This is a genomic window from Tsuneonella troitsensis (genome assembly GCF_001441535.1).
GTDB lineage: Bacteria > Pseudomonadota > Alphaproteobacteria > Sphingomonadales > Sphingomonadaceae > Tsuneonella > Tsuneonella troitsensis.
This window is the reverse complement of record NZ_LMAU01000003.1, coordinates 237,543-261,823: the sequence shown is the minus strand read 5'-3', so window position 1 is coordinate 261,823 and position 24,281 is coordinate 237,543. Positions and strand designations below refer to the sequence as shown.

At 65.4% G+C, this 24,281-nt stretch carries 24 protein-coding genes; 8 read left to right on the top strand and 16 right to left on the bottom strand.

Annotation, left to right across the window (positions count from 1 at the left end; genetic code table 11):
• Positions 1 to 15: 15 nt before the first annotated feature.
• The gene (locus AR323_RS14385) at positions 16 to 186 is read right to left on the bottom strand and encodes a YezD family protein (RefSeq protein ID WP_083495304.1); all 171 of its coding nucleotides are present in this window, start codon (positions 184 to 186) and stop codon (positions 16 to 18) included.
• Between the two features lie 99 nt (positions 187 to 285).
• Positions 286 to 750: an RrF2 family transcriptional regulator gene (locus AR323_RS08045; RefSeq protein ID WP_057883447.1), complete on the bottom strand. Its 465-nt coding sequence runs from the start codon at positions 748 to 750 to the stop codon at positions 286 to 288.
• A 352-nt stretch (positions 751 to 1,102) separates the two neighbouring features.
• Here AR323_RS08045 and putP point away from each other — a divergent pair, with 352 nt between their 5' ends.
• Positions 1,103 to 2,578, top strand: a complete 1,476-nt coding sequence (gene putP, locus AR323_RS08040; RefSeq protein WP_057883446.1) for a sodium/proline symporter PutP — start codon at positions 1,103 to 1,105, stop codon at positions 2,576 to 2,578.
• 35 nt (positions 2,579 to 2,613) lie between these two features.
• On the top strand, positions 2,614 to 3,303 hold the full coding sequence (locus AR323_RS08035; RefSeq protein ID WP_057883445.1) for an extensin family protein: 690 nt from the start codon (positions 2,614 to 2,616) through the stop codon (positions 3,301 to 3,303).
• On the opposite strand, the gene AR323_RS08030 is transcribed toward AR323_RS08035, so the two are convergent.
• Positions 3,300 to 3,773: a response regulator transcription factor gene (locus AR323_RS08030; RefSeq protein WP_235510500.1), complete on the bottom strand. Its 474-nt coding sequence runs from the start codon at positions 3,771 to 3,773 to the stop codon at positions 3,300 to 3,302. The two genes, AR323_RS08035 and AR323_RS08030, sit on opposite strands and share 4 nt — an antisense overlap.
• Positions 3,774 to 3,794: 21 nt before the next feature.
• On the opposite strand from AR323_RS08030, the gene AR323_RS15125 reads away from it, so the two are divergent.
• Positions 3,795 to 3,968: a hypothetical protein gene (locus tag AR323_RS15125; protein WP_235510499.1), complete on the top strand. Its 174-nt coding sequence runs from the start codon at positions 3,795 to 3,797 to the stop codon at positions 3,966 to 3,968.
• Positions 3,969 to 4,087: 119 nt separating this feature from the next.
• Here the strand turns inward: AR323_RS15125 and AR323_RS08025 are convergent, their stop codons facing one another.
• The 7 genes from AR323_RS08025 to AR323_RS07995 all read right to left on the bottom strand — a co-directional run bounded on the left by AR323_RS08025 (position 4,088) and on the right by AR323_RS07995 (position 11,325).
• Positions 4,088 to 4,846: a proteasome-type protease gene (locus AR323_RS08025; RefSeq protein ID WP_057883443.1), complete on the bottom strand. Its 759-nt coding sequence runs from the start codon at positions 4,844 to 4,846 to the stop codon at positions 4,088 to 4,090.
• Positions 4,847 to 4,910: 64 nt separating this feature from the next.
• A complete protein-coding gene (locus AR323_RS08020; protein WP_057883442.1) occupies positions 4,911 to 5,726 on the bottom strand; it encodes a transglutaminase family protein in 816 nt (271 codons plus the stop codon).
• A gap of 16 nt (positions 5,727 to 5,742) precedes the next feature.
• Positions 5,743 to 6,687 carry an alpha-E domain-containing protein gene (locus AR323_RS08015; RefSeq protein ID WP_057883441.1) on the bottom strand — a complete coding sequence of 315 codons (945 nt, stop codon included), beginning with the start codon at positions 6,685 to 6,687 and terminating at the stop codon, positions 5,743 to 5,745.
• Positions 6,687 to 8,114 (bottom strand): circularly permuted type 2 ATP-grasp protein, encoded by a 1,428-nt coding sequence (locus tag AR323_RS08010; protein ID WP_057883440.1) that lies wholly within the window; start codon positions 8,112 to 8,114, stop codon positions 6,687 to 6,689. The genes AR323_RS08015 and AR323_RS08010 overlap by 1 nt, the downstream gene beginning before the upstream one ends.
• 87 nt (positions 8,115 to 8,201) lie before the next feature.
• On the bottom strand, positions 8,202 to 8,963 hold the full coding sequence (locus tag AR323_RS08005; RefSeq protein WP_057883439.1) for an esterase/lipase family protein: 762 nt from the start codon (positions 8,961 to 8,963) through the stop codon (positions 8,202 to 8,204).
• 42 nt (positions 8,964 to 9,005) lie between these two features.
• Positions 9,006 to 9,563, bottom strand: a complete 558-nt coding sequence (locus tag AR323_RS08000; RefSeq protein WP_083495303.1) for a DUF3617 domain-containing protein — start codon at positions 9,561 to 9,563, stop codon at positions 9,006 to 9,008.
• Between the two features lie 64 nt (positions 9,564 to 9,627).
• Positions 9,628 to 11,325: an N-acyl-D-amino-acid deacylase family protein gene (locus AR323_RS07995; protein WP_057883437.1), complete on the bottom strand. Its 1,698-nt coding sequence runs from the start codon at positions 11,323 to 11,325 to the stop codon at positions 9,628 to 9,630.
• 76 nt (positions 11,326 to 11,401) lie between these two features.
• On the opposite strand from AR323_RS07995, the gene uvrB reads away from it, so the two are divergent.
• The 3 genes from uvrB (at position 11,402) to AR323_RS07980 (ending at position 15,728) form a co-directional block, all read left to right on the top strand.
• Positions 11,402 to 13,597 carry an excinuclease ABC subunit UvrB gene (uvrB, locus tag AR323_RS07990; protein WP_057883436.1) on the top strand — a complete coding sequence of 732 codons (2,196 nt, stop codon included), beginning with the start codon at positions 11,402 to 11,404 and terminating at the stop codon, positions 13,595 to 13,597.
• 80 nt (positions 13,598 to 13,677) lie between these two features.
• Complete coding sequence (locus AR323_RS07985; protein WP_057883435.1) at positions 13,678 to 15,174, top strand: S10 family peptidase; 1,497 nt, start codon at positions 13,678 to 13,680, stop codon at positions 15,172 to 15,174.
• Positions 15,171 to 15,728, top strand: a complete 558-nt coding sequence (locus tag AR323_RS07980) for a hypothetical protein (RefSeq protein WP_057883434.1) — start codon at positions 15,171 to 15,173, stop codon at positions 15,726 to 15,728. Before AR323_RS07985 ends, AR323_RS07980 begins: the two co-directional genes overlap by 4 nt.
• Here AR323_RS07980 and AR323_RS07975 read toward each other — a convergent pair.
• On the bottom strand, positions 15,697 to 17,742 hold the full coding sequence (locus AR323_RS07975; protein WP_057883433.1) for a protein-disulfide reductase DsbD family protein: 2,046 nt from the start codon (positions 17,740 to 17,742) through the stop codon (positions 15,697 to 15,699). The genes AR323_RS07980 and AR323_RS07975 overlap by 32 nt on opposite strands.
• A gap of 28 nt (positions 17,743 to 17,770) precedes the next feature.
• On the opposite strand from AR323_RS07975, the gene AR323_RS07970 reads away from it, so the two are divergent.
• Positions 17,771 to 18,985 (top strand): UbiH/UbiF/VisC/COQ6 family ubiquinone biosynthesis hydroxylase, encoded by a 1,215-nt coding sequence (locus AR323_RS07970; RefSeq protein WP_057883432.1) that lies wholly within the window; start codon positions 17,771 to 17,773, stop codon positions 18,983 to 18,985.
• Here the strand turns inward: AR323_RS07970 and AR323_RS14380 are convergent.
• The 5 genes from AR323_RS14380 to AR323_RS07945 form a co-directional block, all read right to left on the bottom strand.
• Positions 18,982 to 19,566, bottom strand: coding sequence for a JAB domain-containing protein (locus AR323_RS14380; protein ID WP_161808727.1), 585 nt, complete (start codon positions 19,564 to 19,566; stop codon positions 18,982 to 18,984). The genes AR323_RS07970 and AR323_RS14380 overlap by 4 nt on opposite strands.
• A complete protein-coding gene (locus AR323_RS14825) occupies positions 19,506 to 20,018 on the bottom strand; it encodes a hypothetical protein (protein WP_057883430.1) in 513 nt (170 codons plus the stop codon). The genes AR323_RS14380 and AR323_RS14825 overlap by 61 nt, the downstream gene beginning before the upstream one ends.
• A 19-nt stretch (positions 20,019 to 20,037) precedes the next feature.
• Entirely contained in the window at positions 20,038 to 20,376 is a 339-nt protein-coding gene (locus AR323_RS07955; protein ID WP_057883429.1) for a hypothetical protein, read from the bottom strand.
• Between the two features lie 34 nt (positions 20,377 to 20,410).
• Positions 20,411 to 20,983: a LuxR C-terminal-related transcriptional regulator gene (locus AR323_RS07950; RefSeq protein ID WP_057883428.1), complete on the bottom strand. Its 573-nt coding sequence runs from the start codon at positions 20,981 to 20,983 to the stop codon at positions 20,411 to 20,413.
• A gap of 90 nt (positions 20,984 to 21,073) precedes the next feature.
• A complete protein-coding gene (locus AR323_RS07945) occupies positions 21,074 to 22,273 on the bottom strand; it encodes an LL-diaminopimelate aminotransferase (RefSeq protein ID WP_057883427.1) in 1,200 nt (399 codons plus the stop codon).
• 107 nt (positions 22,274 to 22,380) lie between these two features.
• Between AR323_RS07945 and AR323_RS07940 the strand changes: the two genes are divergently transcribed.
• Entirely contained in the window at positions 22,381 to 24,246 is a 1,866-nt protein-coding gene (locus tag AR323_RS07940; RefSeq protein ID WP_057883426.1) for a PHA/PHB synthase family protein, read from the top strand.
• Positions 24,247 to 24,281 lie beyond the last annotated feature (35 nt).

The following is a 24,281-nucleotide window of genomic DNA, read 5'->3' as shown; positions in this document are numbered from 1 at the left end:
CGGAACGGCAGTCTGTCAGCCCATGCGCCGCCGTTCGGTGACGTCGAATTGCATCAGCTTCCCGTCGTGGACGGTCAGCTGGATCACCCCGAAGCGAAGCCGCTCGAGGGCTTCCTGGACGAGGCGTAGATGCTCGGGAAGGTTGCGGGAGGTGGAGCTAACTGCACGTTCGCGGGAAGCGGCCATTCAAAGACTCCGATGCTGGCGGCTGGTGCCGCGACTGCGCACAGGGCTTATTCTCAACCATTTTAGTTGACAATAGCCTTGCGCCAGACTGTGCGGAAATTAATGCCGATGCGTTGGGAGAATTTCTTCCTCGCCCGGTTCGAACGGCGGGACTGGGTCGATCGGTTCGGACAGGCGAACCGAATCGAGCAGTTCCGCGGTCCGGTCGCGCACCTTCAGCATCAGCGCACGGGTGCGGCAATCGCCCTCTTCCACGCAGTTCTTGCACTTCTCGTGCGCGTATCGACTGGCGCAGGGCACAAGCGCCAGCGAGCCCCGCATCACCCGGATAAGGTCGCCGTACGTGATGTCGATCGGAGAGACCGCCAGCCAGTATCCGCCGTCCTTGCCCCGTTGCGATGCCACGATGCCGAACCGGGACAGTTCGGACAGGATGGTGGCGAGGAAATTGGCCGGAATGTTCTGGCGTTCGGCAATCTCCGCCAGTTGCACCGGCCCCTTGCCATAATGGTCGGCAAGGTGCTGCATCGCCCGGATGGCGTAGCGGGTCTTCTGCGAAAGCACGCGTCAGGGGATGCCGTCTGGCGCCTCCGAGGGCAATCGCTTTCGATATCGGTCGATCTTCCCGCGCCTGCAGATGATTTTCCTACATACCCCGCGGCTGCTAGTCCGGAGGCGGCTCTTTCGGATCGTCGACACCCCCTTCTTCGCGCGCTCATGGGGCGCGCATCTGCAAGGTTACACTTTCCCCCTGCAAGGAGACGCCCTCCCCCGCCAATGTGACGCGTCCCACGCACAAGGCGACACTATCTGCACAAGGCGACATTCTTTCCTCTGGACAGTGTGACAAGTGTGACATGCCCTCGGTGGCCCGCGGACCTAGCCACCCCGCATCGCGGTCGCTAACACCCCGTCCATGCAGACCGGCATCCTCGTTTCGCTCGCGCTCTATTTCATCCTCATGCTGGCCATCGGCGTCTATGCCTGGCGCAAGTCGACGTCCGACAGCGAGGGCTACCTGCTCGCCGGGCGCAACCTGTCGCCATCGGTCACCGCGCTCTCGGCCGGAGCGTCCGATATGTCGGGCTGGTTGCTGCTCGGCCTCCCCGGCGCGCTCTATGCCAGCGGACTGGTCGAGGCGTGGATCGGCATCGGGCTGTTCGTGGGCGCGTTGGTCAACTGGATCGTCGTCGCCCCCCGCCTGCGCAGGCAGACCGAGGAACTGGGCGACGCACTGACGATCCCCGAATTCCTCGGCAATCGCTTCCCCAGCCACTCGACCGCACTGCGGCTGGCGAGCGCGGTGATCGTGGTCCTGTTCTTCACCGTCTACACCGCGGCCGGGATGGTCGGCGGCGGCAAGCTTTTCGAGATGGCCTTCTCCGAACTGGTCGGCGGCGGTTACATGACCGGCATCTGGATCACCGCCGGGGTCGTGCTGGCCTATACCATGATCGGCGGCTTCCTTGCGGTCAGTCTGACCGATTTCGTGCAGGGCGTGATCATGCTGCTGGCGCTGGTGATCATGCCGCTGGTCGTCATGTTCGGCGAAGGCGGCAGCGCGGGCGGCAGCATCGCGGCGATCCCGCAGGAGGGATATCTCAGCCTGACGACCGGGCTCACCGCGGTGGGTTGGCTTTCGGCGGTGACCTGGGGCCTCGGCTATTTCGGGCAGCCGCACATCATCGTGCGGTTCATGGCGATCCGCTCGGTCGAGGACATTCCCGCCGCCCGCGCGATCGGGATGGCGTGGATGGCGATCTGCCTTGCCGGCGCGATCGGAGTAGGCCTTGCGGGGCGCGCCTATGTGGAGCGCAATGGACTGGTGCTGGAGGATCCGGAAACGATCTTCATCCTGCTCGCCAACCTGCTGTTCCATCCGCTGGTGACCGGGTTCCTCTACGCCGCGCTGCTGGCGGCGATCATGTCGACGATTTCGTCGCAACTGCTGGTGTCGTCGAGTTCGCTGACCGAGGATTTCTACCGCCTGTTCCTGCGCAAGAATGCGTCCGAACGGGAAGCGGTGACGGTCGGGCGGATCAGCGTGGCGCTCGTCGCGCTTGCCGGGATCGCCATCGCCGCTGACCCGGACAGCGAGGTGCTGAGCCTGGTCGCGCACGCCTGGGCCGGCTTCGGCGCGGCGTTCGGACCGCTGATCGTGCTGGCGCTGATGTGGAAGCGGATGACCGGGGCAGGCGCGCTCGCCGGCCTGATCACCGGCGCGGCTGTGGTGATCGCGTGGATCAACCTGGGGTGGGATGCCGCCTTCCTGGGCGGGCCTGGGGTCTACGAAATCCTGCCCGGCTTCATCGCGGCGTGGATCGCGATCGTAGTCGTCAGCCTGCTCACCTCACAAGCCACTCCGGCGAACGCGCCCGCAGCCACCGATTAGGGTCTTGTTAACCATGCTGCGCGAGACTGCCGCGCATGGTCCGGTCCCTTCCCCGCCTGCCTGCGATGGCCGCGCTGCTGGCGCTATCCGCCTGCGGCGGCCTGGTGCCCGACGGCGGGACACCGAGCCGGCCGCAGGTGCAGGCCGCTCCGCGCGCCGTGGCGGTCGCGCCGCAAACCGGGATGTGCCTGAACGAACTCGGCGCGCGGCAGGCCGCTTTCACTCCGCTTCCCGACCGGTTCTACGGCGCCGGATGCTCGACCGTCGGCACCGTCAGCCTCGCCGCACTGCAGGGTGACGACGCCCGCTTCCAGCTCACCAATCTCGGTCCGGTCGCCTGCCCGCTGGCCGATACCCTCGCCGCCTGGGCGCGCTTCGGCGTCGACCGCGCGGCCCGCGAGGTGCTCGGCAGCCCGCTCGCCCGGATCGAGACCATGGGCAGCTACAGTTGCCGCAACGTAGCCGGCAGCGGCCGCCTGTCTGCACACGCAACCGCGCAGGCGGTCGACATAGCCGCCTTCGTCCTCGAGGATGGACGCCGCGTCAGTGTGCTGGGCGACTGGAGCGCAGGGACGACAGAGGAGAGGCGGTTCCTCCGTCTAGTCCACGCCAGCGCCTGCAAGCGTTTCGGAACGACGTTGGGTCCCGATTACAACGCGGCGCATCGCGACCACTTTCACCTGGAAGCGACCTTGAGATCCGGTGGCCGCGGCTTCTGCCGCTAACCCCGGCCCGCGAAACGATCCAGACGTGCCTCGATCTGGAGCCGGACCGCCTCGGCGGAATGGTTGGCCCCGAGCTTGCTCATCATGTTGGCCCGATGGATTTCGACCGTCCGCGGGCTGATCTGCAGATCGCGGGCTATCGACTTGTTGCTGTTGCCGACCGCGAGCCGATCGAGCACCTCGCGCTCGCGCGCGGACAGATTACCGATCCGCCCCCGTGCCTCGACCATGCGCCTCCGCGCCTCGGCCTGTTCCAGCGCCTCGCTTCCGATGTGGTCCAACATTTCTCCGAGCCGCTTCGAGTCCAGCGGCAGGGGCAGATAATCGAGGGCACCAGCCTTGATCGCCGCCACGACTCGGGACGTTCGAGGATTGGCGTCCATCGCCACCAGCGGAAGCCAGATTCCGGCTTTCGCGAGGCGTTCCAGGACACCCTCGATACTTTCGACACCGGTCCTGTCGCGCGCCACGATGATCCCCGATCGCGGAGGATGATCGCAGAGTTCGTCAAGATCCGCGTAGACCTCGGCATGATGACCCATCATAAACACGGTGCTGGCGAGTTCAGCCCGCACTCGAGTATCCGCGTCGACGAAATGAATGATGTTGCGTTGACCCATGTCGCCGATCTTGTCGGCGCAAAGGTATTTGACAATTCGGTGTGACCACCAAATTGGAGATAATGAATTAAGTACTCATTCGTATTTCGAACCAGAGCGAAGAGCAGACATTCCTCCGCATCGGATGTGATTTTCCGGCAGGAAGTGCGCCTAGGGAGCCGGAATCAAGCCGTCTCGTCGGCCTGCGCGTAGAAGCTGTAATCGGGCAACTGATTGAAAGCGTTTCGCAGGGAATCGCTCCAACCTGCGGAGATCGCCTGGAAATAGCTGTCTTCGTGCGTGATGCGGCGCTGGTGCCCTGCGGTAAAGGCATCCCGTTCGATCACCATCATGTCGAGCGGCAGGCCGACGGAAAGGTTGGCCTTGAGAGTGGAATCGAAGCTGACCATCAGCAGCTTCACCGCATCCTCGAAACTCATCGATCGGTCGTATGCGCGCAACAGGATCGGCCGGCCGTACTTGGTTTCGCCGATCTGAAAGAACGGCGTGTCCCAGTTCGCTTCGATGAAGTTTCCTTCCGGGTAGATGAGGAAGAGCCGCGGCTCCATGCCCTTGATCTGGCCGGCTACGATGATGGAAGCGGTGAAGCGCCCATGCCCCGATGCACCGTTCGCAGACTGCCTCTCGTCGATCGTATCGCGCAGCAACCGTCCGATCTCGGTCGCGACCTGGAACATGGTCGGGGCATCATAGACGGTGTTGTGCCGATCATCCGGAGCCTTGGTGCGCTCCTCTAGCTGGCTGATCACGGCCTGGGTCGTCGCAAGATTTCCGGCGGTCATTACCGCGATGATCCGTTCGCCCGGCACTTCCCAGTGCGTCATCTTGCGAAACACCGAGATGTTGTCGACGCCCGAGTTGGTTCGCGTGTCGCTCATCAGGACGAGGCCCTTGTCGAGCACCATTCCCACGCAATAAGTCATTTGCTTCTGGCCCCCCGGCCCACATCTGCAGCTTCGCTTGATTGTAACTAAAGCGCGGGCGCGGTCACTGTTCCTGCCTTTGTTGTTCCACAGCCACATCGACATGGAGATCTTCGGTCGAGGTGCCGAAAACGACCCCGGTGATCGGAGCGGCATCGCGGTAGTCGCGGCCGGTGGCAACGCGGACGTATCGGGGATCGGGACTAATGCCATTCGACACGTCGAAGCCGACCCATCCCAGTCCGTCCACGTGCGCTTCGGCCCAGGCGTGCGTGGCCTCCTGATCGATGCGGTCGTTCATCATCAGGTAGCCCGATACATAGCGGGCCGGCACCCCGACGCTGCGCGCGGCGCCGATGAAGACGTGGGCATGATCCTGGCACACGCCGATCCCCGCTTCGAGCGCCTCCTCGGCGGTCGTCGAAACACCCGTGGCGCCGGTGCCGTAGGTCACCTCTCCGCGCACCGCCGCCGAAAGGGCATGGAGGAATTCGAGGCGTCGCTGGTCGGAAAAATCGAGCATGCGGACCATCTGGCGCAATCGCGGTCCCGGCCGGGTCAACTTGGTCTGCCCGGTAAAACACCACAGCGGAAGGTGCCCGGCGTGATGTCCGATGATGCCTGCCTTGTCCTGCGTCTGCACGGTGCCGTGACAGGTTACGGTAACCTCGCGCGCACCCTCGTCGACCGAGATCAGCGTTACCGTGTTATGGTGCTGGTCCTCGTACTCGAGCTCCTTCCGGGCGTTCGAGTAGTCCATTTGCCAGTCGAGGATCGCCTGCCCTTGCGTTGTCTTGGGCGTAAGGCGCAATCGCTGAAGGGCATGCGCCACAGGGGCGGCAAACGTGTACCGGGTGGTGTGGCGGATCGCCAGGCGCATATCGTCTAGCCCTCCCTCACCGCAGGAACCGGTAGTCGTCTGCGATCGCCCGCGCGATCTGCGCGTTGGCGCGCATGAAATCGGTCAGGAATTCATGTAGACCGCGGTCGAATACGTTTTCGATCGTCAGATCCGCGAGCTTGGAAGAAGATGCTTCAATCAACTCGATGCTTTCGCCCCTAGTCTTGTGAATGCGCGCCAGCGACTTGAGGTTCGCGCGCAGCAGGGAATGGCTGAAGGCAAGGCTGCGCGGGAAGCGTTCGTCCAACACGAGGAATTCGACGATGCCCCTCGGATCGGCCTGCCCGGCATTGAGCCAGCGGTAAGCACGGTCGCCCGAAACGGAGCGCAGCACCTGATCCCACTGCCCGGAATCGAGGCTCGACCCGACGTAACTGAGCGACGGCAGCAGTAGGTAATATTTCATGTCGAGGATACGCGCGGTGTTGTCCGCCCGCTCGACGAAGGTGCCCGCGTTGGCGAAATTGTAGCCGGCATCGCGCAGCATGGAATTGACCATCGCCCCGTGCGCCAGCGTCCCGGTCCGGCGGACCATTCCGATCACCCCCCCGACTGCGCCCTGCCCGACCGGGCGGGACAGGGCCTCGTCGATCTGCATCCAGCTTTCGTTGACGACACTCCACAGTTCGCCCGAGATGGCATTGCGCACCAACCGGGCATTGGTCCGCACGTTGCGCATCATCGCGAGCACGCTGCCCTGATTGTCGCGGTCGCGCAGGATGTGGTTCCAGACCTGGATGCCGGTGAACGTGCCGTGCTTGGCGCGATAGGCGGCCGCCTGTCCCGAGGCCTGGATCACGGAGCGCCATTCTTCCTCGGCAGTGATGATATCGCGCGTAAGAGCCATCCGCAGCCCTGCATCGAGCAACCGCGCAGTATTCTCCGCCCGCTCAAGATAGCGGAACATCCAGAACAGGTGATTGGCGGTGCGGCCCAGCATCAGTCTTTGAGCACCCAGGTGTCTTTCGTCCCGCCGCCTTGCGACGAGTTAACGACCAGACTGCCCTTCTTGAGCGCCACACGCGTAAGGCCGCCCGGCGTGATCTCGACCCCGTTGGGCGACACCAGAACGAATGGCCGCAGGTCGACGTGGCGGGGCGCGAAACCCTTGCGGGTGAACACGGGGCAGGTGCTGAGCGCAAGCGTGGGCTGGGCGATGTAGTTCTCGGGACGCGCGATCAGCTTTCGGCGAAATTCGGCGATCTCGCGCTTGGTGGACGTCGGTCCGACCAGCATCCCATATCCGCCCGATCCGTGGACTTCCTTCACGACCAGTTCGCCGAGGTTGTCGAGTACGTACTTCAAGCTGTCGGCATCGGCGCAGCGGAAGGTCTCCACGTTCGGGAGTAGCGGCTTTTCGCCGGTATAGAACTCCACGATCTCGGGCATGAACGAATAGATCGCCTTGTCGTCGGCGATCCCCGTCCCCGGGGCGTTCGCGATCGTGATCCCGCCCGATCGATACACGTCCATAAGCCCCGGAACGCCCAACATGCTATCGGGCTGGAAGCTCAGCGGATCGAGGTAGTTGTCGTCGACGCGGCGGTACAACACGTCGATCGGCTCGTACCCCCCGGTGGTCCGCATCGCCACCCGCCCGTCGATAACCCTCAGGTCCGCGCCTTCGACCAGTTCGGCGCCCATCTGGTCGGCGAGAAAGGCGTGTTCGTAATAGGCGCTGTTGTAGATCCCCGGGGTCAGCACCGCGACCGTGGGCTTGCCCCGGGTCTTCGGCGGCGCGCAGGCCGCCAGGCTGCGGGCGAGCTTGCGCGGGTAATCGCTGACGGTCTCGATCCCCACCCGCGTGAACAGCTCGGGGAACATCGCCATCATCGTTTCGCGATTCTCGAGCATGTAGGACACGCCCGACGGGGTGCGGGCGTTGTCCTCGAGCACGAAGAAATCGTCGGGTCCGGTCCGCACCAGGTCGATGCCGACGATGTGCGTATAGACGCCGCCGGGCGGCGTGAAGCCGACCATGTCGGGCAGCCACGCGTCGTTGTCGCGCAGCAGACGCTCGGGCACGCGGCCCGCGCGAATGATTTCCTGCCGGTGGTAGAGGTCGTGGATGAAAGCATTCAGTGCGCGCACGCGCTGCTCGATGCCGCGTGTCAGCCGCCGCCATTCGGGTGCCGAGACGATGCGCGGCACCATATCGAACGGGATCAGCCGCTCTTCGGCCGCGTCTTCGCCATAGACGTTGAAGGTGATGCCGGTGCGGCGAAAGACTCCTTCGGCCTCGCGGTCCTTGCGCCGCAGCCAGTCGCGGTCCTGTTCGTCGTACCACTTCGAGTAGTCGGCATATGCCGGCCTGACCGCTCCGGCCGGATCGCGCATCTCGTCGAAGGGTTCAGCCGCGATGTTCATTGCCCCCGTGCCATCATCGCACGCACACTAAACAGGCAGGCGGGAATTGCATCCCCAATATTGCAGTGCATCATATTGTGTCGGCGGTCAGCGATCGAGTTCGCGCAGGACGGCGGCGATGGCCTGCGGATCGTACGCGAAACCCATGTGGGTGCACCGCAGCGCGACCTCGCGATCGCGCTCTCCCGGTAGTCCCCGCGCGGCTCGGGGATGAACGATACCGTCGCGCGGGCTCCAGAGTGCGACCGTTTCGACCGGCGGCTTGCCCGCCAGTTCGACCTTGATCGGGGGTTCCTCGACCCTGTGACCGGTGACGAGATGATAGGCCCGCCACACGTTGTTCGCCCGTGTGCTCCACGAAAAGGGCGAGCCCATAGTCACGACCTTGGCGACCCGGTCCGGCTGCCGCTTGGCTAGCTCTCGCGCGAACAATCCGCCTAGGCTCCATCCGACGAGGACGATCGGCTCACCATGACGCTCGTGGATGTCGCCAAGCCTAACCTCGAGCTGCGCCACGTTGTCCTCGGTCGGACCCCAGTTGAAGCCCAGACCCCAACGCTTGACCGTATGCCCGGCCGCTTCGAGACGACGCGCCATGTATCGCATCCGGACGGGGTGCGTGGCGAACCCGGGCAGCAGCATGACGGTGCGCGAACGCACGGCTGCGATCGGCTCGTGACGACGGACCACCCGGCGGAAGGGTTCGGCCAGAACATCCAGTTCGCCGATCAGGCGGCGTGCGGGTGGCCCCACGACATCTCCCGGCCCATCCTCGCGCACGATCGCGATGCGCCGCGCGAGGGCATCGCGGGCAAGGGAAACCCGGCTGTAGTCGAAACGTGGAGCCATTGCCCTACAACTCCCGCGCCGGCCGCTGGTTTCAGGCAGGCTTCACGAACAATCGCCGGTCCGGCGAGACTTCATCCGCATTTCCATCCGCATTTCGCCGCCGGGGATCATCGAGCCCTTCTGGACCATCGCCATGCGCATGTCGGAGGCTTCCGCACCCGCCGTTCCGTCGAGGGTGATTTCGGAGTTCATTCCCTGCGGACCCTGGCAGGTCATCGCCGCGTCGAGCTTGCCGCCGTCCGCATCGAACTTGTCGAATGCGCACTTCATGCCGTCGCTTCCTTCGGTCATCTTGCGAATGGAATCCTCGAACCCCTTCGCCGCTTCCTCTTCGGTCAGGCAGAACGAACTCGACTGGCGGGCGGCGTTGCCCATCATCGATTTCATCTGCTCCGCCTGCGCTGCGGGAAGACCGGGAATATTGAACTCGACGATTTCGGTGGTCGTTTCGTACTGCCCGGCGCGTGGCTGCTCAAGCTTGCCCGCCTCGGCGACCACCTCCTCCGAGGTCTTGGACGAAGCTGCGGTATCGCGGGTTTCGCTGCCGCAGGCGGACAGCACAAACGAACCCATAAGGATCACTGCGGTACCAAGACGCATCACAAAGTCTCCTAGAGATCGCGACCGACGCTAGCGCCGACCGGGACCGCTGCCAACACCGCGCTCAGCGAGCCGGACAGCGACCCGTTCCCGGTCCACGTACCGCGCGCCCGGGCCGGGCACCTGTCATCTCGCCGCCGAGCAACACCGGTTGCCCGTTCACCACCACGTCGCGCACGCCGACGGCGAATTGCTGAGGCTCGGCGTAGGTCGCACGATCGGCGATGGTCGCGGGGACGAAGATCGCCAGGTCCGCGAACATGCCAGGCTTGACCTGCCCTCGATCCGTGATCCCTAGGTTAGCGGCCGGGAAGCTCGTCAGTCGGCGGACGGCTTCGGCGAGCGTCAGGCGCTTTTCCTCGCGAACGTATTTCCCGAGCAACCGGGCGAAGTTGCCGTAGCCGCGCGGATGGAGCCGCGAATTCAGGAATACGCCGCGCGGCGCCTGCGAAGAGGAATCGCTGCCGAAGGACATCCACGGCAAGGCGGTCTGCCGCGCCACGTTCTCCTCGCTCATCAGGAAATAAGCGACGCCGACACGCGAACCGTCCTCGATCACGAGATCCATCGCGGTGTCTTCCGGCGAAGTGCCCCGCTCCTTGGCCACGTCGGCCAGCGTGCGGCCGATGTATTTCGCCAGCGCCGGGTTCCGGAAATCGAGCAGCAGGACCTTGTCCGCGCTGCCGGCCTGGAAATACAGGTTGTCCCAGTCCTTGGGCCGTGCGGTCATTTCCGCGCGGAGACGCTCACGGACAGCCGAGTCCCTGAGCCGGGCCGACCACTGATCGTAACCGCCCTCGCGGACCCACGGGGGCATGGCGGCGTCGAGCCCGGTCGCCCCCGCGGTGTAAGTGTACATATTGGCAGTGATGCGAATTCCCTCGGCGCGCGCGGCCTCGATCCTGGCGATGACCGCGTCCTGCTTGTCCCAGTTGCCCGCCCCGGCCTGCTTCATGTGATACATTTCCGCCGGCCCGCCGGACCGCCGCGCGATCTCGATCAGTTCGTCAGTCGCTTCGAGCACCCCGTCGCTCTCGTTGCGCAGGTGGCTGATATACATCCCGCCGCATTCGGCTGAAGCACGGGCCAGCGCCACGAGTTCGTCGGTTTCCGCAAACAGCGCCGGAGCGTAGATCAGCGACGAACCCACGCCCATCGCGCCTTCGTTCATCGCTTCACGTACGAGGTTCTGCATCCGGGAAAGCTGAACCGGATCGGGATCGACATCGGCCTGTCCCAGAACGATCGACCGGACCGTCGTCGCGCCGACGAAGCTGGCGACATTGGTCGCGATGCCGCGTTGCTCCAGGAATTCCCAATATCCGCCGAGCGTGCGCCAGGGGACCGGATACCTGACGTCGGTCTGGCCGGCTTCCTTGCGCGCTGCCATCGCATCGGTGATCGGACCCGGAGATGTGCCCTCGCCCATGACCTCGAGCGTGACGCCCTGCCGGATATCGCTTTCGCTCGCCCCGTCGATGATCAGGGAATCGTTGGCCCAGCTCAACATGTTGATGAAGCCCGGCGCGACCGCGAGCCCCGAAGCGTCTATGACCTGCTTCGCCGCTCCATCCAGCCGCCGCTCGACCGCGACTATCCGGTCTCCCCGCACACCGACATCGGCCACGAACGGCGTGCCCCCGCCGCCATCGTAGACCGTACCCCCTCGCACTATGAGGTCGAATTGCTCGGGCTGCGGCACCGTTGCGCAGGAGGACAGGACCAGCGATGCGCCGACGAGGGCCAGGGTTGCGCGTTTCATCGCTCGCAAAGCTACGTAGGTCTTGCCGCGTTGCCAACCGCTTGCGTGTTCGCGTCCCGTTCCCCATATCGCGCCGATGGCCGAACTCGTTATCCGCCGGGGACTCGAAGAGCCCGACACCTCAGAGAAATTCGTTCCGCACAAGCCCGTCCGGCCCGAAAAATCGATGGGCGGGCGGCGGTTCGAATTGGTCAGCGAGTACCAGCCTTCGGGCGATCAGCCGACGGCGATCGCGGAGCTGACCGCCAGCGCCCGCGACGGCGAGCAGACGCAGGTGCTGCTGGGCGTGACCGGCAGCGGCAAGACCTTTACGATGGCCAAGGTCATCGAGGAACTGCAGCGCCCGGCATTGGTCCTAGCGCCCAACAAGATTCTCGCCGCGCAGCTTTACGGCGAGTTCAAGAGCTTCTTCCCGAACAACGCCGTCGAGTATTTCGTCAGCTACTACGATTACTACCAGCCAGAGGCTTACGTGCCGCGGTCGGATACCTACATCGAGAAGGAAAGCTCGGTGAACGAGGCCATCGACCGCATGCGCCATTCGGCTACCCGCGCGCTGCTGGAACGCGACGACGTGATCATCGTCGCATCGGTCAGCTGTCTCTACGGTATCGGCTCGGTCGAGACCTACTCGGCGATGATCTTCGACCTCAAGAAGGGCGAAACCGTCGACCAGCGCGAGACAATCCGCAAGCTCGTGGCGCTGCAGTACAAGCGCAACGATGCCGCCTTCCAGCGCGGCAACTTCCGCGTGCGCGGTGACAGCCTCGAAATCTTCCCCAGCCACTACGAGGACATGGCCTGGCGGGTCAGCTTCTTCGGCGACGAGATCGAGGAGATCAGCGAGTTCGATCCGCTGACGGGTGCGAAGGGCGCGAGCCTCAATTCGGTCCGTGTCTATGCCAACAGCCACTATGTGACGCCCGGTCCGACGATGAAACAGGCGAGCGAGGCCATCAAGTTCGAGCTTGAGGAACGGCTCAAGGAACTGCATGCCGAGGGCCGACTGCTCGAAGCCCAGCGGCTGGAGCAGCGCACCAACTTCGACCTGGAGATGATCGCCGCCACCGGAAGCTGCGCGGGGATCGAGAACTACAGCCGCTTCCTGACCGGTCGCCTGCCGGGTGAACCGCCGCCGACGCTGTTCGAATACTTGCCGGACAACGCACTGCTGTTCGTCGATGAAAGCCACCAGACGGTGCCGCAGATCGGCGCGATGGCCAAGGGCGACCACCGCCGCAAGCTGACGCTGGCCGAATACGGCTTCCGCCTGCCGAGTTGCATCGACAATCGGCCCTTGCGCTTCAACGAGTGGGACGCGATGCGGCCGCAGACCTTTGCGGTTTCCGCCACGCCCGGCACTTGGGAAATGGAGCAGACCGGCGGCGTGTTCGCCGAGCAGGTCATTCGCCCCACCGGGCTGATCGACCCGCCGGTGGAAATCCGCCCGGTCGAGGACCAGGTCCAGGATTGCATCGCCGAGTGTAAGGCCACCGCCCAGAAGGGCTATCGAACGCTCGTCACCACCCTGACCAAGCGCATGGCCGAGGACCTGACCGAGTTCATGCACGAGCAGGGCGTGCGGGTGCGCTACATGCATTCCGACGTCGAGACGCTGGAGCGCATCGAACTGATCCGCGACCTGCGGCTGGGCGTCTACGACGTGCTCATCGGGATCAACCTGCTGCGCGAAGGGCTCGACATTCCCGAATGTGGGCTGGTGTGTATCCTCGACGCCGACAAGGAGGGCTTCCTGCGTTCGGAAACGTCGCTGATCCAGACGATCGGGCGCGCAGCGCGCAACGTCGATTCCAAGGTCATCCTCTATGCCGACCGGGTCACCGGCAGCATGGAGCGCGCGATGGCGGAAACCGAACGCCGGCGCTCCAAGCAAGAGGAATACAACGCCGAGCATGGCATCACCCCGACCACCATCATTCGGGGGATTCAGGACATAGTCGCGCATACCGCCAGCCGCGACGGCGTGATCGTCGACACCGGCGATCCGGAGCGGAACAACCTCGTCGGGCACAACCTGCGCACCTACATCCAGGACCTCGAAAAGCGAATGCGGACCGCCGCCGCCGACCTCGAATTCGAGGAGGCCGGCCGCCTGCGTGATGAAATTCGACGTCTCGAGGCCGACGAACTCGGCATTCCCGACGCTGAAAAACGCGTACCCATCGTCGGCCGCAGCAACGAAGGCAAACCGGGCACCCGCAAGGACCGCTTCGGCAAGACCCGTTACAAGCGGATGGGCGGGAAGCCTTGAGCAGGTTTTCGTCGGCGTTAGCCGCCGGATAAACCGCCGCGACGATTTACCCCAGCGCGCCGCTTTGCCATAGGGCTGCCATGCTTTTCCGTATCTTGGCCACCGGTGCCGCGCTCGCCCTATTCGTTCCGACCGCTGGAATGGCGCAGGACGACAAGGCCAAGCCGCCCGTCGCGGCCAAGGATTACGTCGCGAATAGTGCCTCGAAAACCCTGTCGGGCACCTTCGGCGGTCGCTCCATGCGATATACCGCGACCGTCGAGGAGCAGGTGCTCCAGGACGACAAGGGCGAAGCGAAGGCAGCGATCGTCACGTCCGCCTATGTGGCCGAGCCGCGCGACCCATCGCGACCCGTCACGTTCCTGTTCAACGGCGGTCCGGGCTCCGGCTCGGTCTGGCTGCAGATGGGCGCGTTCGGGCCGAAGCGCGTGGCGATCCCTTCGGATGCCCGCGACGACGGCGCCCCGCCCTATCCCATCCTCGACAACCCGGACTCGCTGCTGGACGTCACCGACCTCGTGTTCATCGATCCGGTGGGCACGGGGTTCAGCCACACGATTGGCGATACCAAGGGCGAGGATTACTGGGGCGTCACCAAGGACGCCCGCTCGGTCGCGCAGGTGATCCGCCAGTGGCTCGACAAGAACGGGCGCTGGAATAGCCCGAAGTACCTCGGCGGCGAAAGCTACGGCACGACCCGTGCGGCCGCGGTCGTCAACGAGTTGGAGGGCGGCTACAACGACGTGGCCCTCAATGGCGTCTTGCTGATCTCGACGATCCTCGACTTCGGCGCGGGCGCCGAAACGGAAGGGGCCGAGCTGGGCTATATCACGGTGCTGCCCAGCATGGCCGCGACGGCGCTTTATCACGGCAAGGCCAGCGCCCCTTCGGTCGAAGGCTTCGTCGAGGAAGCGCGCCAGTTCGCGATCGGCCCATATGCCTTGTTCCTGCTCAAGGGGCAGAAGGCATCGGCCGAAGAGCGCGCGGCGATCTTGCCCAAGCTTGCCCGCTTCACCGGCCTGTCGCAGGAATTCCTCGACCGCGCGGATCTGCGGGTGACGAGCGGTCGGTTCTACAAGGAACTGCTGCGCGACCGCGGGCTGACCGTGGGCCGGCTCGACGCACGCTATACCGGCAAGGATTACGACAACGCGGGCGAGTACCCTGACAACGACCCGAGCTTCCACGGCATCGACGCGGGATACAGCGCCGCGATCAATTCGTGGATGCGCGACGGGATCGGGTACAAGACCGACCAGCGCTACGTCACGATCGGCAGCGTGCAGCCGTGGGACTGGCGGATCGCGGGCGGGCGCGACACCAATGCCTACCTCACCGTAGCCCCCTACCTCGGCAAGGCGATGCGCGAGAATTCGGGCATGCGCATCTTCGTCGGCCAGGGCTGGTACGACTTTGCCACCCCGTTCTTCGCCGCCGAATATGCGCTGACCCGCAACGGCTTCCCGCAGGACCGGATCGAGTACCAGTATTACGATTCAGGGCACATGATGTACGTCCGCGACGAGGACCGCCGGAAGCTGTCGGCCGACATTCGCAATTTCATCCGCGCACGGTGAAGCGCGCCGCCGTCCTGCTGCTCGCGGTATTGGCCGCGTGTCGTCCGCCGGCGAGCGATCGCTATGTCGAGCGCATGGCATTGGACGACGAGAGCGCCGGGCCGACCGTCATGGCGACTTCGCCGGATACGACCGGGGCGATCTGGGCCGACGGCGGCGGACCCGACCGGATCGTGTTCGGCCTGCCGGGCCAGGCTCCGCTTTTTGCGCTGGAGTGCGCGGCAAGCGGCGCGATGCTCAAGGTCACGCGCTTCGCGCCGACCGATGCCGGGGCCAAGGGCATGATGGCGCTGATCGGCAACGGCCACGTCGAACGGCTGAAGATCGACGCCCTGAAGGTGGCGGGAAAGCGCGCGTGGTTGTGGCAGGGGCGATACGATCCGGCCGACACGCGGCTCGAAGCGCTCACGGGCGGGCGCGGGCTGGAAGTCACGATACCGGGAGGCGGCACGCTCAAGCTGCAGGGAAGTCCGCGTCCGGCGGAACTGATCGAACGCTGCCGCCGGTCTAGCGGCGGCGCGCCTATGGCGTCGGAGACGCCTCCGCCAGCGTGACGAGGCTATCGGGCGTCAGCACCTGCGGCAGGGTCTCGGCCTCTGCGCCCGGCGCATACCACAGATAGAGCGGAACGCCGGCTGCGCCCTGCCGGGTCAGGAACCGGGTGATCTCGGGATCGCGGCGGGTCCAGTCGCCGACCAACGCGATGACGCCCGCCTTCTCGAACGCCGCGCGCGTCGCTTCGCGTTCGATCGCTACGCCTTCGTTGACCTTGCACGACAGGCACCAGTCGGCGGTGAACCACACGAAGACCGGTTTGCCGGTGGCGCGCGCTTCGGCAAGGCGCGCTTCGGTGAAAGGTTCGGCCGGGATGATGCCTTGCCTGGCCTCGGCAGCCGGACGGTTGGCGATGGCGGCGGGCAGCGCCACGGCGGCGAATAGTGCGAAGGGCGCCGCGAGCAGCGCAAACGTCCGTCCGGCAGGCCGCCCCGCCCGCTGGCGCCGACCGGCGGCCCAGACCGCCGCCACGAGCCCAGCCGCGACAAGGACGCATACCGCGGCGAACCATGCACCGCCCAGCCTCCAGCACAGCCATACCAGCGCCAGCGCGGTGATACCCATCGGCACCGCCATCCAGTGCCTGAACCGCTCCATCCATGGCCCTGGACGCGGCAGCATCCGCCGTAGCGCCGGGACGAACCCGAGCAAGAGGAACGGCAGCGCCAGGCCCAGGCCCAAGGCGGCGAACAGCAACAGCGCCTGCACCGGTGGCAGCAGCAAAGCCGCCCCCATCGCCGCTGCCATGAACGGCCCCGTGCATGGGGTTGCGACGAACGCCGCGAGAAGCCCGGTGGCGAACACCCCCGCCGGCTCGCCGCCGCGCGTGACTGAAATAGAGGGCAGGTCGAACAGCCCCGCAAGGTTCGCCGTGATCGCGACGGCCAAGACGAGCAGCAGCGCGACCACGCCCGGCTCCTGCAACTGGAATGCCCAGCCGACCATCTCGCCCGCCGAGCGCAGTGCAAGCAGCAGTGCGCCGAGCGCCAGCGTCGCGGCGATCACCCCGGCGGTATAGGCCAGGCCTTCGACGCGCGCCTTGGCATCGCTCTCGCCCGCCCGCGCGAGGCTCAGCGCCTTGAGGCTGAGGATCGGGAATACGCAGGGCATCACGTTGAGGAGCAGCCCACCGGCCAGCGCGCCGAGCAGCAGGAGCCACAGCGGCCCGGCGTCGGTCGTCGCGGGCGAAAGCCGCTCGCCCCCGCGCGGCACTGTGCCCGGTTGACCCGCGAAACGAATGCCGTTGCCGTCTCCAAGCGCCAGGATGCCAGTGAATTCGATCGGCGTGACGATCGGATCGCCGAGCTGGATTTCGGCGATCAGCGTGTCGCCCTTGCGAAAGAAGGCTTGCGGTGCGGCGTATCGCACCAGGTCGCGCGGGCCGAAGAACACGTGCGGACCCGGCACCTCGACCGCCGCGGGCAACGGTATCGCGATCCGGAGCTCCTTGTCGGCAATCGCGTAGGTAACCGTCCGGTCGAGCAGCGCCGGGATGGCCGAGCGCCAGCGATTGAACGAGCCGGGGGAAGGCGCCGGGGCGGATAGGTCGAGCGTCAGCCGCGCCTGTTCGGGCACGCAGATCTTGTCGGTGCAGGCCAGCCACTGGGCATCGACCGCGATGGGCGCGTCCCCGTTTGCCGAAGCGTTCGCAGGGACGGCGATGTCGACAAGGACCGCATATGCGCCCTTGTACACGTGGTTCATCAGTCCGCCGATGACCAGCTGTCTCGGCACCGGGTATTGCGGCTCTCCGGCACGCCAACCTTGCGGAAGCTGCCAGTCGAGCTCCATCCCGTATCCCGCGTCGCCCGGGTTCGACCAGTAACCGTGCCAGCCCGGCTCCGGATCGAAGGCAATCGCGATGGTCAGCGTCTTGCCGGGTTCGACGGGGCCTTCGGCGACCAGCCGCGCGGCGATGTGATTCTTGCGATCCTGTGCGCTGGCCGCGCCGGGCACCAGCACGGCCAGCAGCGCGAAGATTGCAACCAGCAGGGGCAATGTCCTTGCGCGCATCGTGCTGCGCGCTCTAGGGCGTGACCCCATGAACGACAAGCGCGACCTCGTGATCCTGGGCGGTGGCCTCGTCGGCATGACGCTGGCCCTGGCCGCGGCAAAGAAAGGCATCTCGACCCACGTGGTCGACCGCGCCGACCCCGCCGAATTGACGGCGGAGGGCTTCGACGGCCGGGCGAGCGCGATTTCCACCGCAAGCTGGAACCTGTTCACCAACATCGGCATCGCCCCCGCGCTCGAGAGCTTTGCCTGCCCCATCGCGCGGATCGCGGTCAGCGACCAGTTGAAGCCGGGCCGGATCGACTTCGTGCCAGAGGCGCATGAGGGTTCGCTCGGCAGGATGTTCGAGAACCGCCGCCTCCGTCTCGCGCTGTACGAGGCCGCGGAGAGCGAACCGCTCATCGCGTTTCACCCGCGCACCGAAGTCGTCGGGCGCGTGCGCGGTCCCCACGGCGTAACCGTGCAACTCGCCGATGGACGGACGCTGGCGGGCAGCCTGCTGGTTGCCGCCGAGGGCCGCCGCTCGCCGACGCGCGAGGATGCCGGGCTGGCCGTCGCGACCTGGGATTATCGCCATCGTGCGATCATCTCGTCGTTGGTCCATTCGCTGCCGCACGAAGGCACCGCGTGGGAAATCTTCTGGCCCGCCGGGCCTTTCGCTTTGCTGCCGATGCGCGACGACGCCGAGGGCCGCCACCGCAGCGCGCTGGTATGGACGGTAGACGAAAAGGATGCCGCCGGCACCCTCAAGCTGGGCGACCGGGCGTTCCACGCCGAAGTGGTCAAGCGCATGGGCGATGTCCTGGGCGACGTCACCTCGATCGGCCCGCGTTCTTCCTACCCGCTCGGCTTTCATCACACTGCGAAAGTCGTCGATGATCGTTTGGCGCTGGTGGGCGACGCGGCACACGGCATCCATCCCATTGCCGGACAGGGCCTCAACCTCGGCCTGCGCGACGTGGGCGCACTCGTCGAAGTCATCGCCGAGGGTATGCGGCTCGGCCTCGAACCCGGCGATGCGCAGGTGCTGGCGCGGTACGAGCGCTGGCGTGGCCTCGACGCGTTTTCGGTCGCTCTGGCCACCGATGGCCTCACGCGGCTGTTCGGGGTTCCGGGCAAGGCCGCGAGCGCGGTGCGCCGCATCGGCATGGCGGGGGTCCAGCGGATGGCGCCGCTCAAGACTTGGTTCATGGACGAGGCGCGCGGCGTATGGGGCGCGCTGCCCGAATTGCTAAAGGCCTAGAGGCAGCCCCCCGCGCGCATCGAATAGATGCTGCGCCGGGTCACGATCAGGTGATCCACCAGCGTGATTTCGAGCGCCTCGGCTATTTCCCGCAACCGACGGGTCGCGGCGATATCGTCCGCGCTCGGCCGGCACACCCCAGATGGATGGTTGTGCGCAAGCAGGAAGCCTGCCGCCCCCAGCGCGAGCGCGCGTTCGATCAGCGGCCGCGCGCGCGCCTCGATCCGAGCAGCATCGCCAACGGCGACGGTCTCGTCGGCAAGATAGCCTTGGGCGGCGTCACAATAAACGACATGGAGCCGCTCGGTATCCGAAGTCGCCAGTCGCGCGCGGAGGTAATGGTGGAGCGCGGGATCGGCTCCGTCGACGGGCGCGCGGACGAATTCCTCATCCAGCGCGGCTTCCACCAGTCGGCGCGCTCCGGCGATCGCGGCGCAGGCCCGTTCGTGGCCCCCGGCCGCAGCGCTAAGCTGCGGTGCGCTTGCCGACAGCACTCGGTTCAGCGATCCGAACCGGCCGATCAGCAGCCCGGCGAGTTCATCCGCCTGGTCACCGGCGAACGGGGCGAGGAATTCCGCCACGACCGATAGGGGCCGTGCCGCAAAACCCTTCGTCGATGGCACCATATGCCCAGCGCCAGCACAATGATCTGACAGTACGACGGGCCGATATACATGATGAGATACGCGATCGGAGACGCTTCCTGGGCGATGTCGCGCGCCAGGTGGGCCATCATCGCAAGGAGCTGGAACGCTGCGAACCATAACGGATACAGCCGGTTAGCGCGAAGCGCGACGGCGAAGGAAACCGCCAGCGCCACCAGGTCGATCACCATGTGTCCGGTGTCGACCGTCAAGTAATGCGTCTCGACCTCGAAAAGCCAGTGATTGAGGGTATCGCCCAAGCTGAACCAGATCAGCACCCCGGCCAGGATGCGTTCCGGCCCCCCGCCCCACCGCCATGCGGACAGGGCAAGGAGGCCGAAAACAATGGCCTGTAGCCAGAAGCGCGTATCGGCCGACGTTAGATCCACCAGGCCGTGATACGAACATTCAAGCCTCGATCAACGCAGGATTTTCTTCGCCGATCGCGCTCGGCGCGATCTGCGTGTTTCCATCCCCGTCCCCGCCCATCGTCTCGCGGGCGACCTTGCTCAGCTCGTCGTGGACGCGCAGCAGGCTGGTCGAAAGCGACAGCGCCTGGCTCTCCGCCTGCGTCAGCCGCATCAGTGCGCGCTGCCCGGCGTCGACGTTGACTTGCGGGTTCTGCCGGGCGCGGACCATCGCCTGCTTCAGCCGTGCGCAGGCAACGAGGACTTCGTCGCTGACGCCTTCGGCTTCGCGAATAAGCTTGCGCAGGTTTCGCGCGTCTTCGCGGATCTTCTCGGACATGGGTTGAAACTCCGGCGGACGTTTCCGCCGATGCTCATCCCGGCGGAGTCGATTGATCTGCGGGGACGATGGCCCTTCCCTCAAGCGCCTCGCTCAAGGAGAGCGAGGCCGTCACCACCAGGACGATCGCGGCGATTATGCAGAAAGCGAGCCCGATGATGACGGCAAGACGGAGAAGGACGGCGTTACCACCGTCGAGCACCCCGGGGACTACCCGGGGGCCGCTCTCTACCGACCACGGCGCCTCGATCGCATACAGCGCAGCGTCGGAGAGAACGAATTCCCCGGGTGCGACCCGGCTTTTCGTTTCGCTGTCCGACGCGGCGAGCGGAACCTGCGGATTTCTCCATGCAGGATTTCTGCAGTCCGTGTTTTCAGTGATTCCAACATCTTCGCTGCGCCAGGCGTCCACCAGGTCGGAGAGGTTGTTGACCTGGAAGCGCTCTTTCAGCGCCCGGACGTGCTGGTTGACCCGCGATTCCGAAACCCCGAGTTCGGCGGCGACGAGCTTGAGCGGCAACCTGCGGTCGATTCCATCGAGCACCGCGCGTTCGCGTTCGGTTAGCGTCCGCTCGGCGGCTACGTTGGGGCGGGTAACGGCCGGCATCGTGCGGCTTGTCTCCTTCGCTGGAGGCGCGGGTCATATCGCAGCCTTACGCTGCCGACAACTTGGCCAGAAATGACGGGTTCCGCAGCGTCAGGCCGCGTCGCTATTGTGCCCCATCGACTGGAACCAGCGCTTGATGTTGCGCGCAGCCTGCCGCAGCCGCTGCTCGTTCTCGACCAGCGCGATGCGGACATATCCCTCGCCGTCTTCGCCGTAACCGACCCCGGGCGCCACCGCGACTTCGGCGTGGAGCAGCATCTGCTTGGAAAATTCCAGGCTCCCCAGATGGGCGAACGCCTTGGGCAGCGGGGCCCATGCGAACATGGATGCGGGCGGGGGCGGAATGTCCCACCCTGCCCGGCCCATGACTTCGACCAGCACGTCGCGCCGCTTGTGATAGAGCTGGCGGTTCTTCTCGACGATGTCCTGCGGCCCATTGAGCGCGGCGCAGGCAGCGGCCTGGATCGGCGTGAACGCGCCGTAATCGAGATAGCTCTTCACCCGCGTCATCGCTGCGATCAGCTTGCGGTTGCCCACGGCGAAACCGATCCGCCAGCCGGCCATAGAATAGGTCTTGCTCAGCGAGGTGAACTCGACCGCGACGTCCTTGGCCCCTGGCACCTGGAGGATCGAGACGGTCGGCTTGCCGTCGTAATACAGTTCCGAATAGGCGAGGTCGGAGATGATCCAGACCTTGTTCTCCTTCGCCCAGGCGACGAGCCGCTCGTAGAACGGCAGGTCCACCGTTTCGGCGGTCGGGTTGGACGGGTAGTTGACCACCAGAATACTCGGCCGCGGGACCGTGAACGCCATCGCCCGCTCAAGGCTGGCGAAGTAATTCTCGTCGGGCGTCGTGGGCACGCTGCGAATGGTCGCGCCGGCGATGATGAAGCCGAAGGTGTGGATCGGATAACTGGGGTTGGGTGCCAGCACCACGTCGCCCGGCCCGGTAATCGCGGTGGCGAGGCTGGCCAGTCCCTCTTTCGAGCCCATCGTTACGACGACTTCGCTTTCGGGGTCGAGTTCGACGCCGAACCGCCGTCCATAATAGTTGGCTTGGGCCTTGCGCAGGCCGGGAATGCCCTTCGATTGCGAATACCCGTGCGCGTCGGGCTTGCTCGCCACTTCGCACAGTTTCTCGATCACGTGCGGCGGCGGCGGCAAGTCCGGGTTACCCATGCCGAGGTCGATAATGTCCCGTCCCGCGGTGCGCGCGGCGGCCCGCATGCCGTTGACTTCGGCAATGACGTAGGGCGGCAGGCGCTTGATGCGGTAGAATTCGTCGTCCATCGGAACCAGACAGGCCTTTGCGTTAAGCCGGGTGCGTCCCGGCGCAATTGGCTGTAAGCGATTCCGCACCGCAGCGAAACTGCCAAGCTTCGAGTAAGGACAGTCAGATGGCCGACGATTCCCGCCCGACCGATCCCTTTGCGGCCTTCTTCGACATGCAGGGCGAAGCGATGCGCGAAATGTGGGGCCAGTCAGCTCCGGGCCTGGCGACCACCACGCCCCCGGTGATGAAGGACTGGTCCGAGGTTTCGCAGTGGGCCGAAACCGCGGGCAAGCTGCAATCGATGTGGATCGAATTCATGGGCGAAAAGGCCGCTTCTGGCGGCACCTCGTTCGATCCGGCGCAGTTCATGATGATGAGCCAGGGAATGGCGCGAACCTGGACAAGCGCGTGGCAGGGCACGTTTGCCGCTCAGGCCAAGCTGGCCGAAGACGGCATGAAGCTGTGGCAGGGCGTGATGACCAACGCTCTTGCCGGGGGCAGCGACGAACCCGAGCTGCCGCGCACCGACCGCCGGTTCGCGGACCCGGCCTGGCGCAACCATCCCGCGTTCGCGCTGCTGCACCAGACATACATCCTGCTGTCGGAGTATTTCGTCGAAGCAGCCGAACGGATCGAGGGCATCGACCCCGAAAAGAAGGAGCAGATGACCTTCGCCGTCCGCTCGCTGGTCGAGGCGATGAGCCCGGACAACTTCCTGGCCACCAACCCCGTCGTCATGCAGCGCACGATCGAGACGAAGGGCGCAAACCTCGTGAAGGGGATGCAGCATCTCATCAACGACCTGAAGCGCGGCCAGCTCACCCATACCGACGCCGACGCATTCAGGCTGGGCGAAAACATCGCCACGACGCCGGGCAAGGTTGTCCACGAGGGACCGCTCTACCAGTTGATCCAGTACAGCCCGTCGACCGAGACCGTGCTCGAAACCCCGCTGGTGATCTTCCCGCCGTGGATCAACCGGTTCTACATCCTCGACCTGACGCCCAAGAAGAGCTTCATCAAATGGGCCGTCGATCAGGGCCTGACCGTGTTCGTGACGAGCTGGAAATCCGCCGACGCGAGCATGAAGGACGTGGTCTGGGACGACTATATCCGCGCCGAGATCGAAGCGATCGACGTGATCCGCGAACGGCTGGGCGTGAAATCCGTCCACACGATCGGCTATTGTGTGGCGGGGACCACGCTTGCCGCGGTGCTGGCGATCCTCGCTCGCCGCGACGAAGCGGACAAGGTGGCCAGCGCGACCTTTTTCACCGCGCAGGTCGATTTCGAGAAGGCGGGCGAGCTCAAGCATTTCATCGATGACGGCCAGCTCGAGATGATCGGTAACGTGTCCAAGGACGGCTATCTCGACGGTCGCTACATGGCGGCGACCTTCAACCTGCTGCGGGGCCGCGACCTGATCTGGAACTACGTGGTCAACAACTACCTGCTAGGCGAAGACTACCCGGCGTTCGACCTGCTGCACTGGAACGGCGACGTCACCAACCTGCCCGCGAAGTGGCACGGCGACTACCTGCGCGACCTGTATCGCGGCAACAAGCTGGTGGTGCCCGATGCGATGGAGGCCGACGGCACGCCGATCGACCTCACCCGGATCGAGACGCCGATCTACATCCAGGCGGGGCGCGAGGATCACATCGCGCCGGCGGAAAGCGTTTGGCGGATGACCCGCCACGTACACGGCGACACCACGTTCGTGCTCGCCGGGTCGGGGCATATCGCAGGCGTGGTCAACCATCCCGATGCGGGGAAATACCAGTACTGGACCGGCGATAGCGGCGCTGCCAGCCTCGCTGAATTCGTTGCTGGCGCGACCGAACATCCGGGCAGCTGGTGGCCGCACTGGCGCAAGTGGCTGGACAGCCGTGGCGGCAAGCAGGTCCCGGCAACCGGCAAGCGCAAGCCTGGCGAAAAGGGCGACAGGGTGATCGAGGATGCGCCGGGTCGCTACGTAAAGACGCGCTAACCGTCTGATCTTGAGGCTGAACGCGCATTATGTTG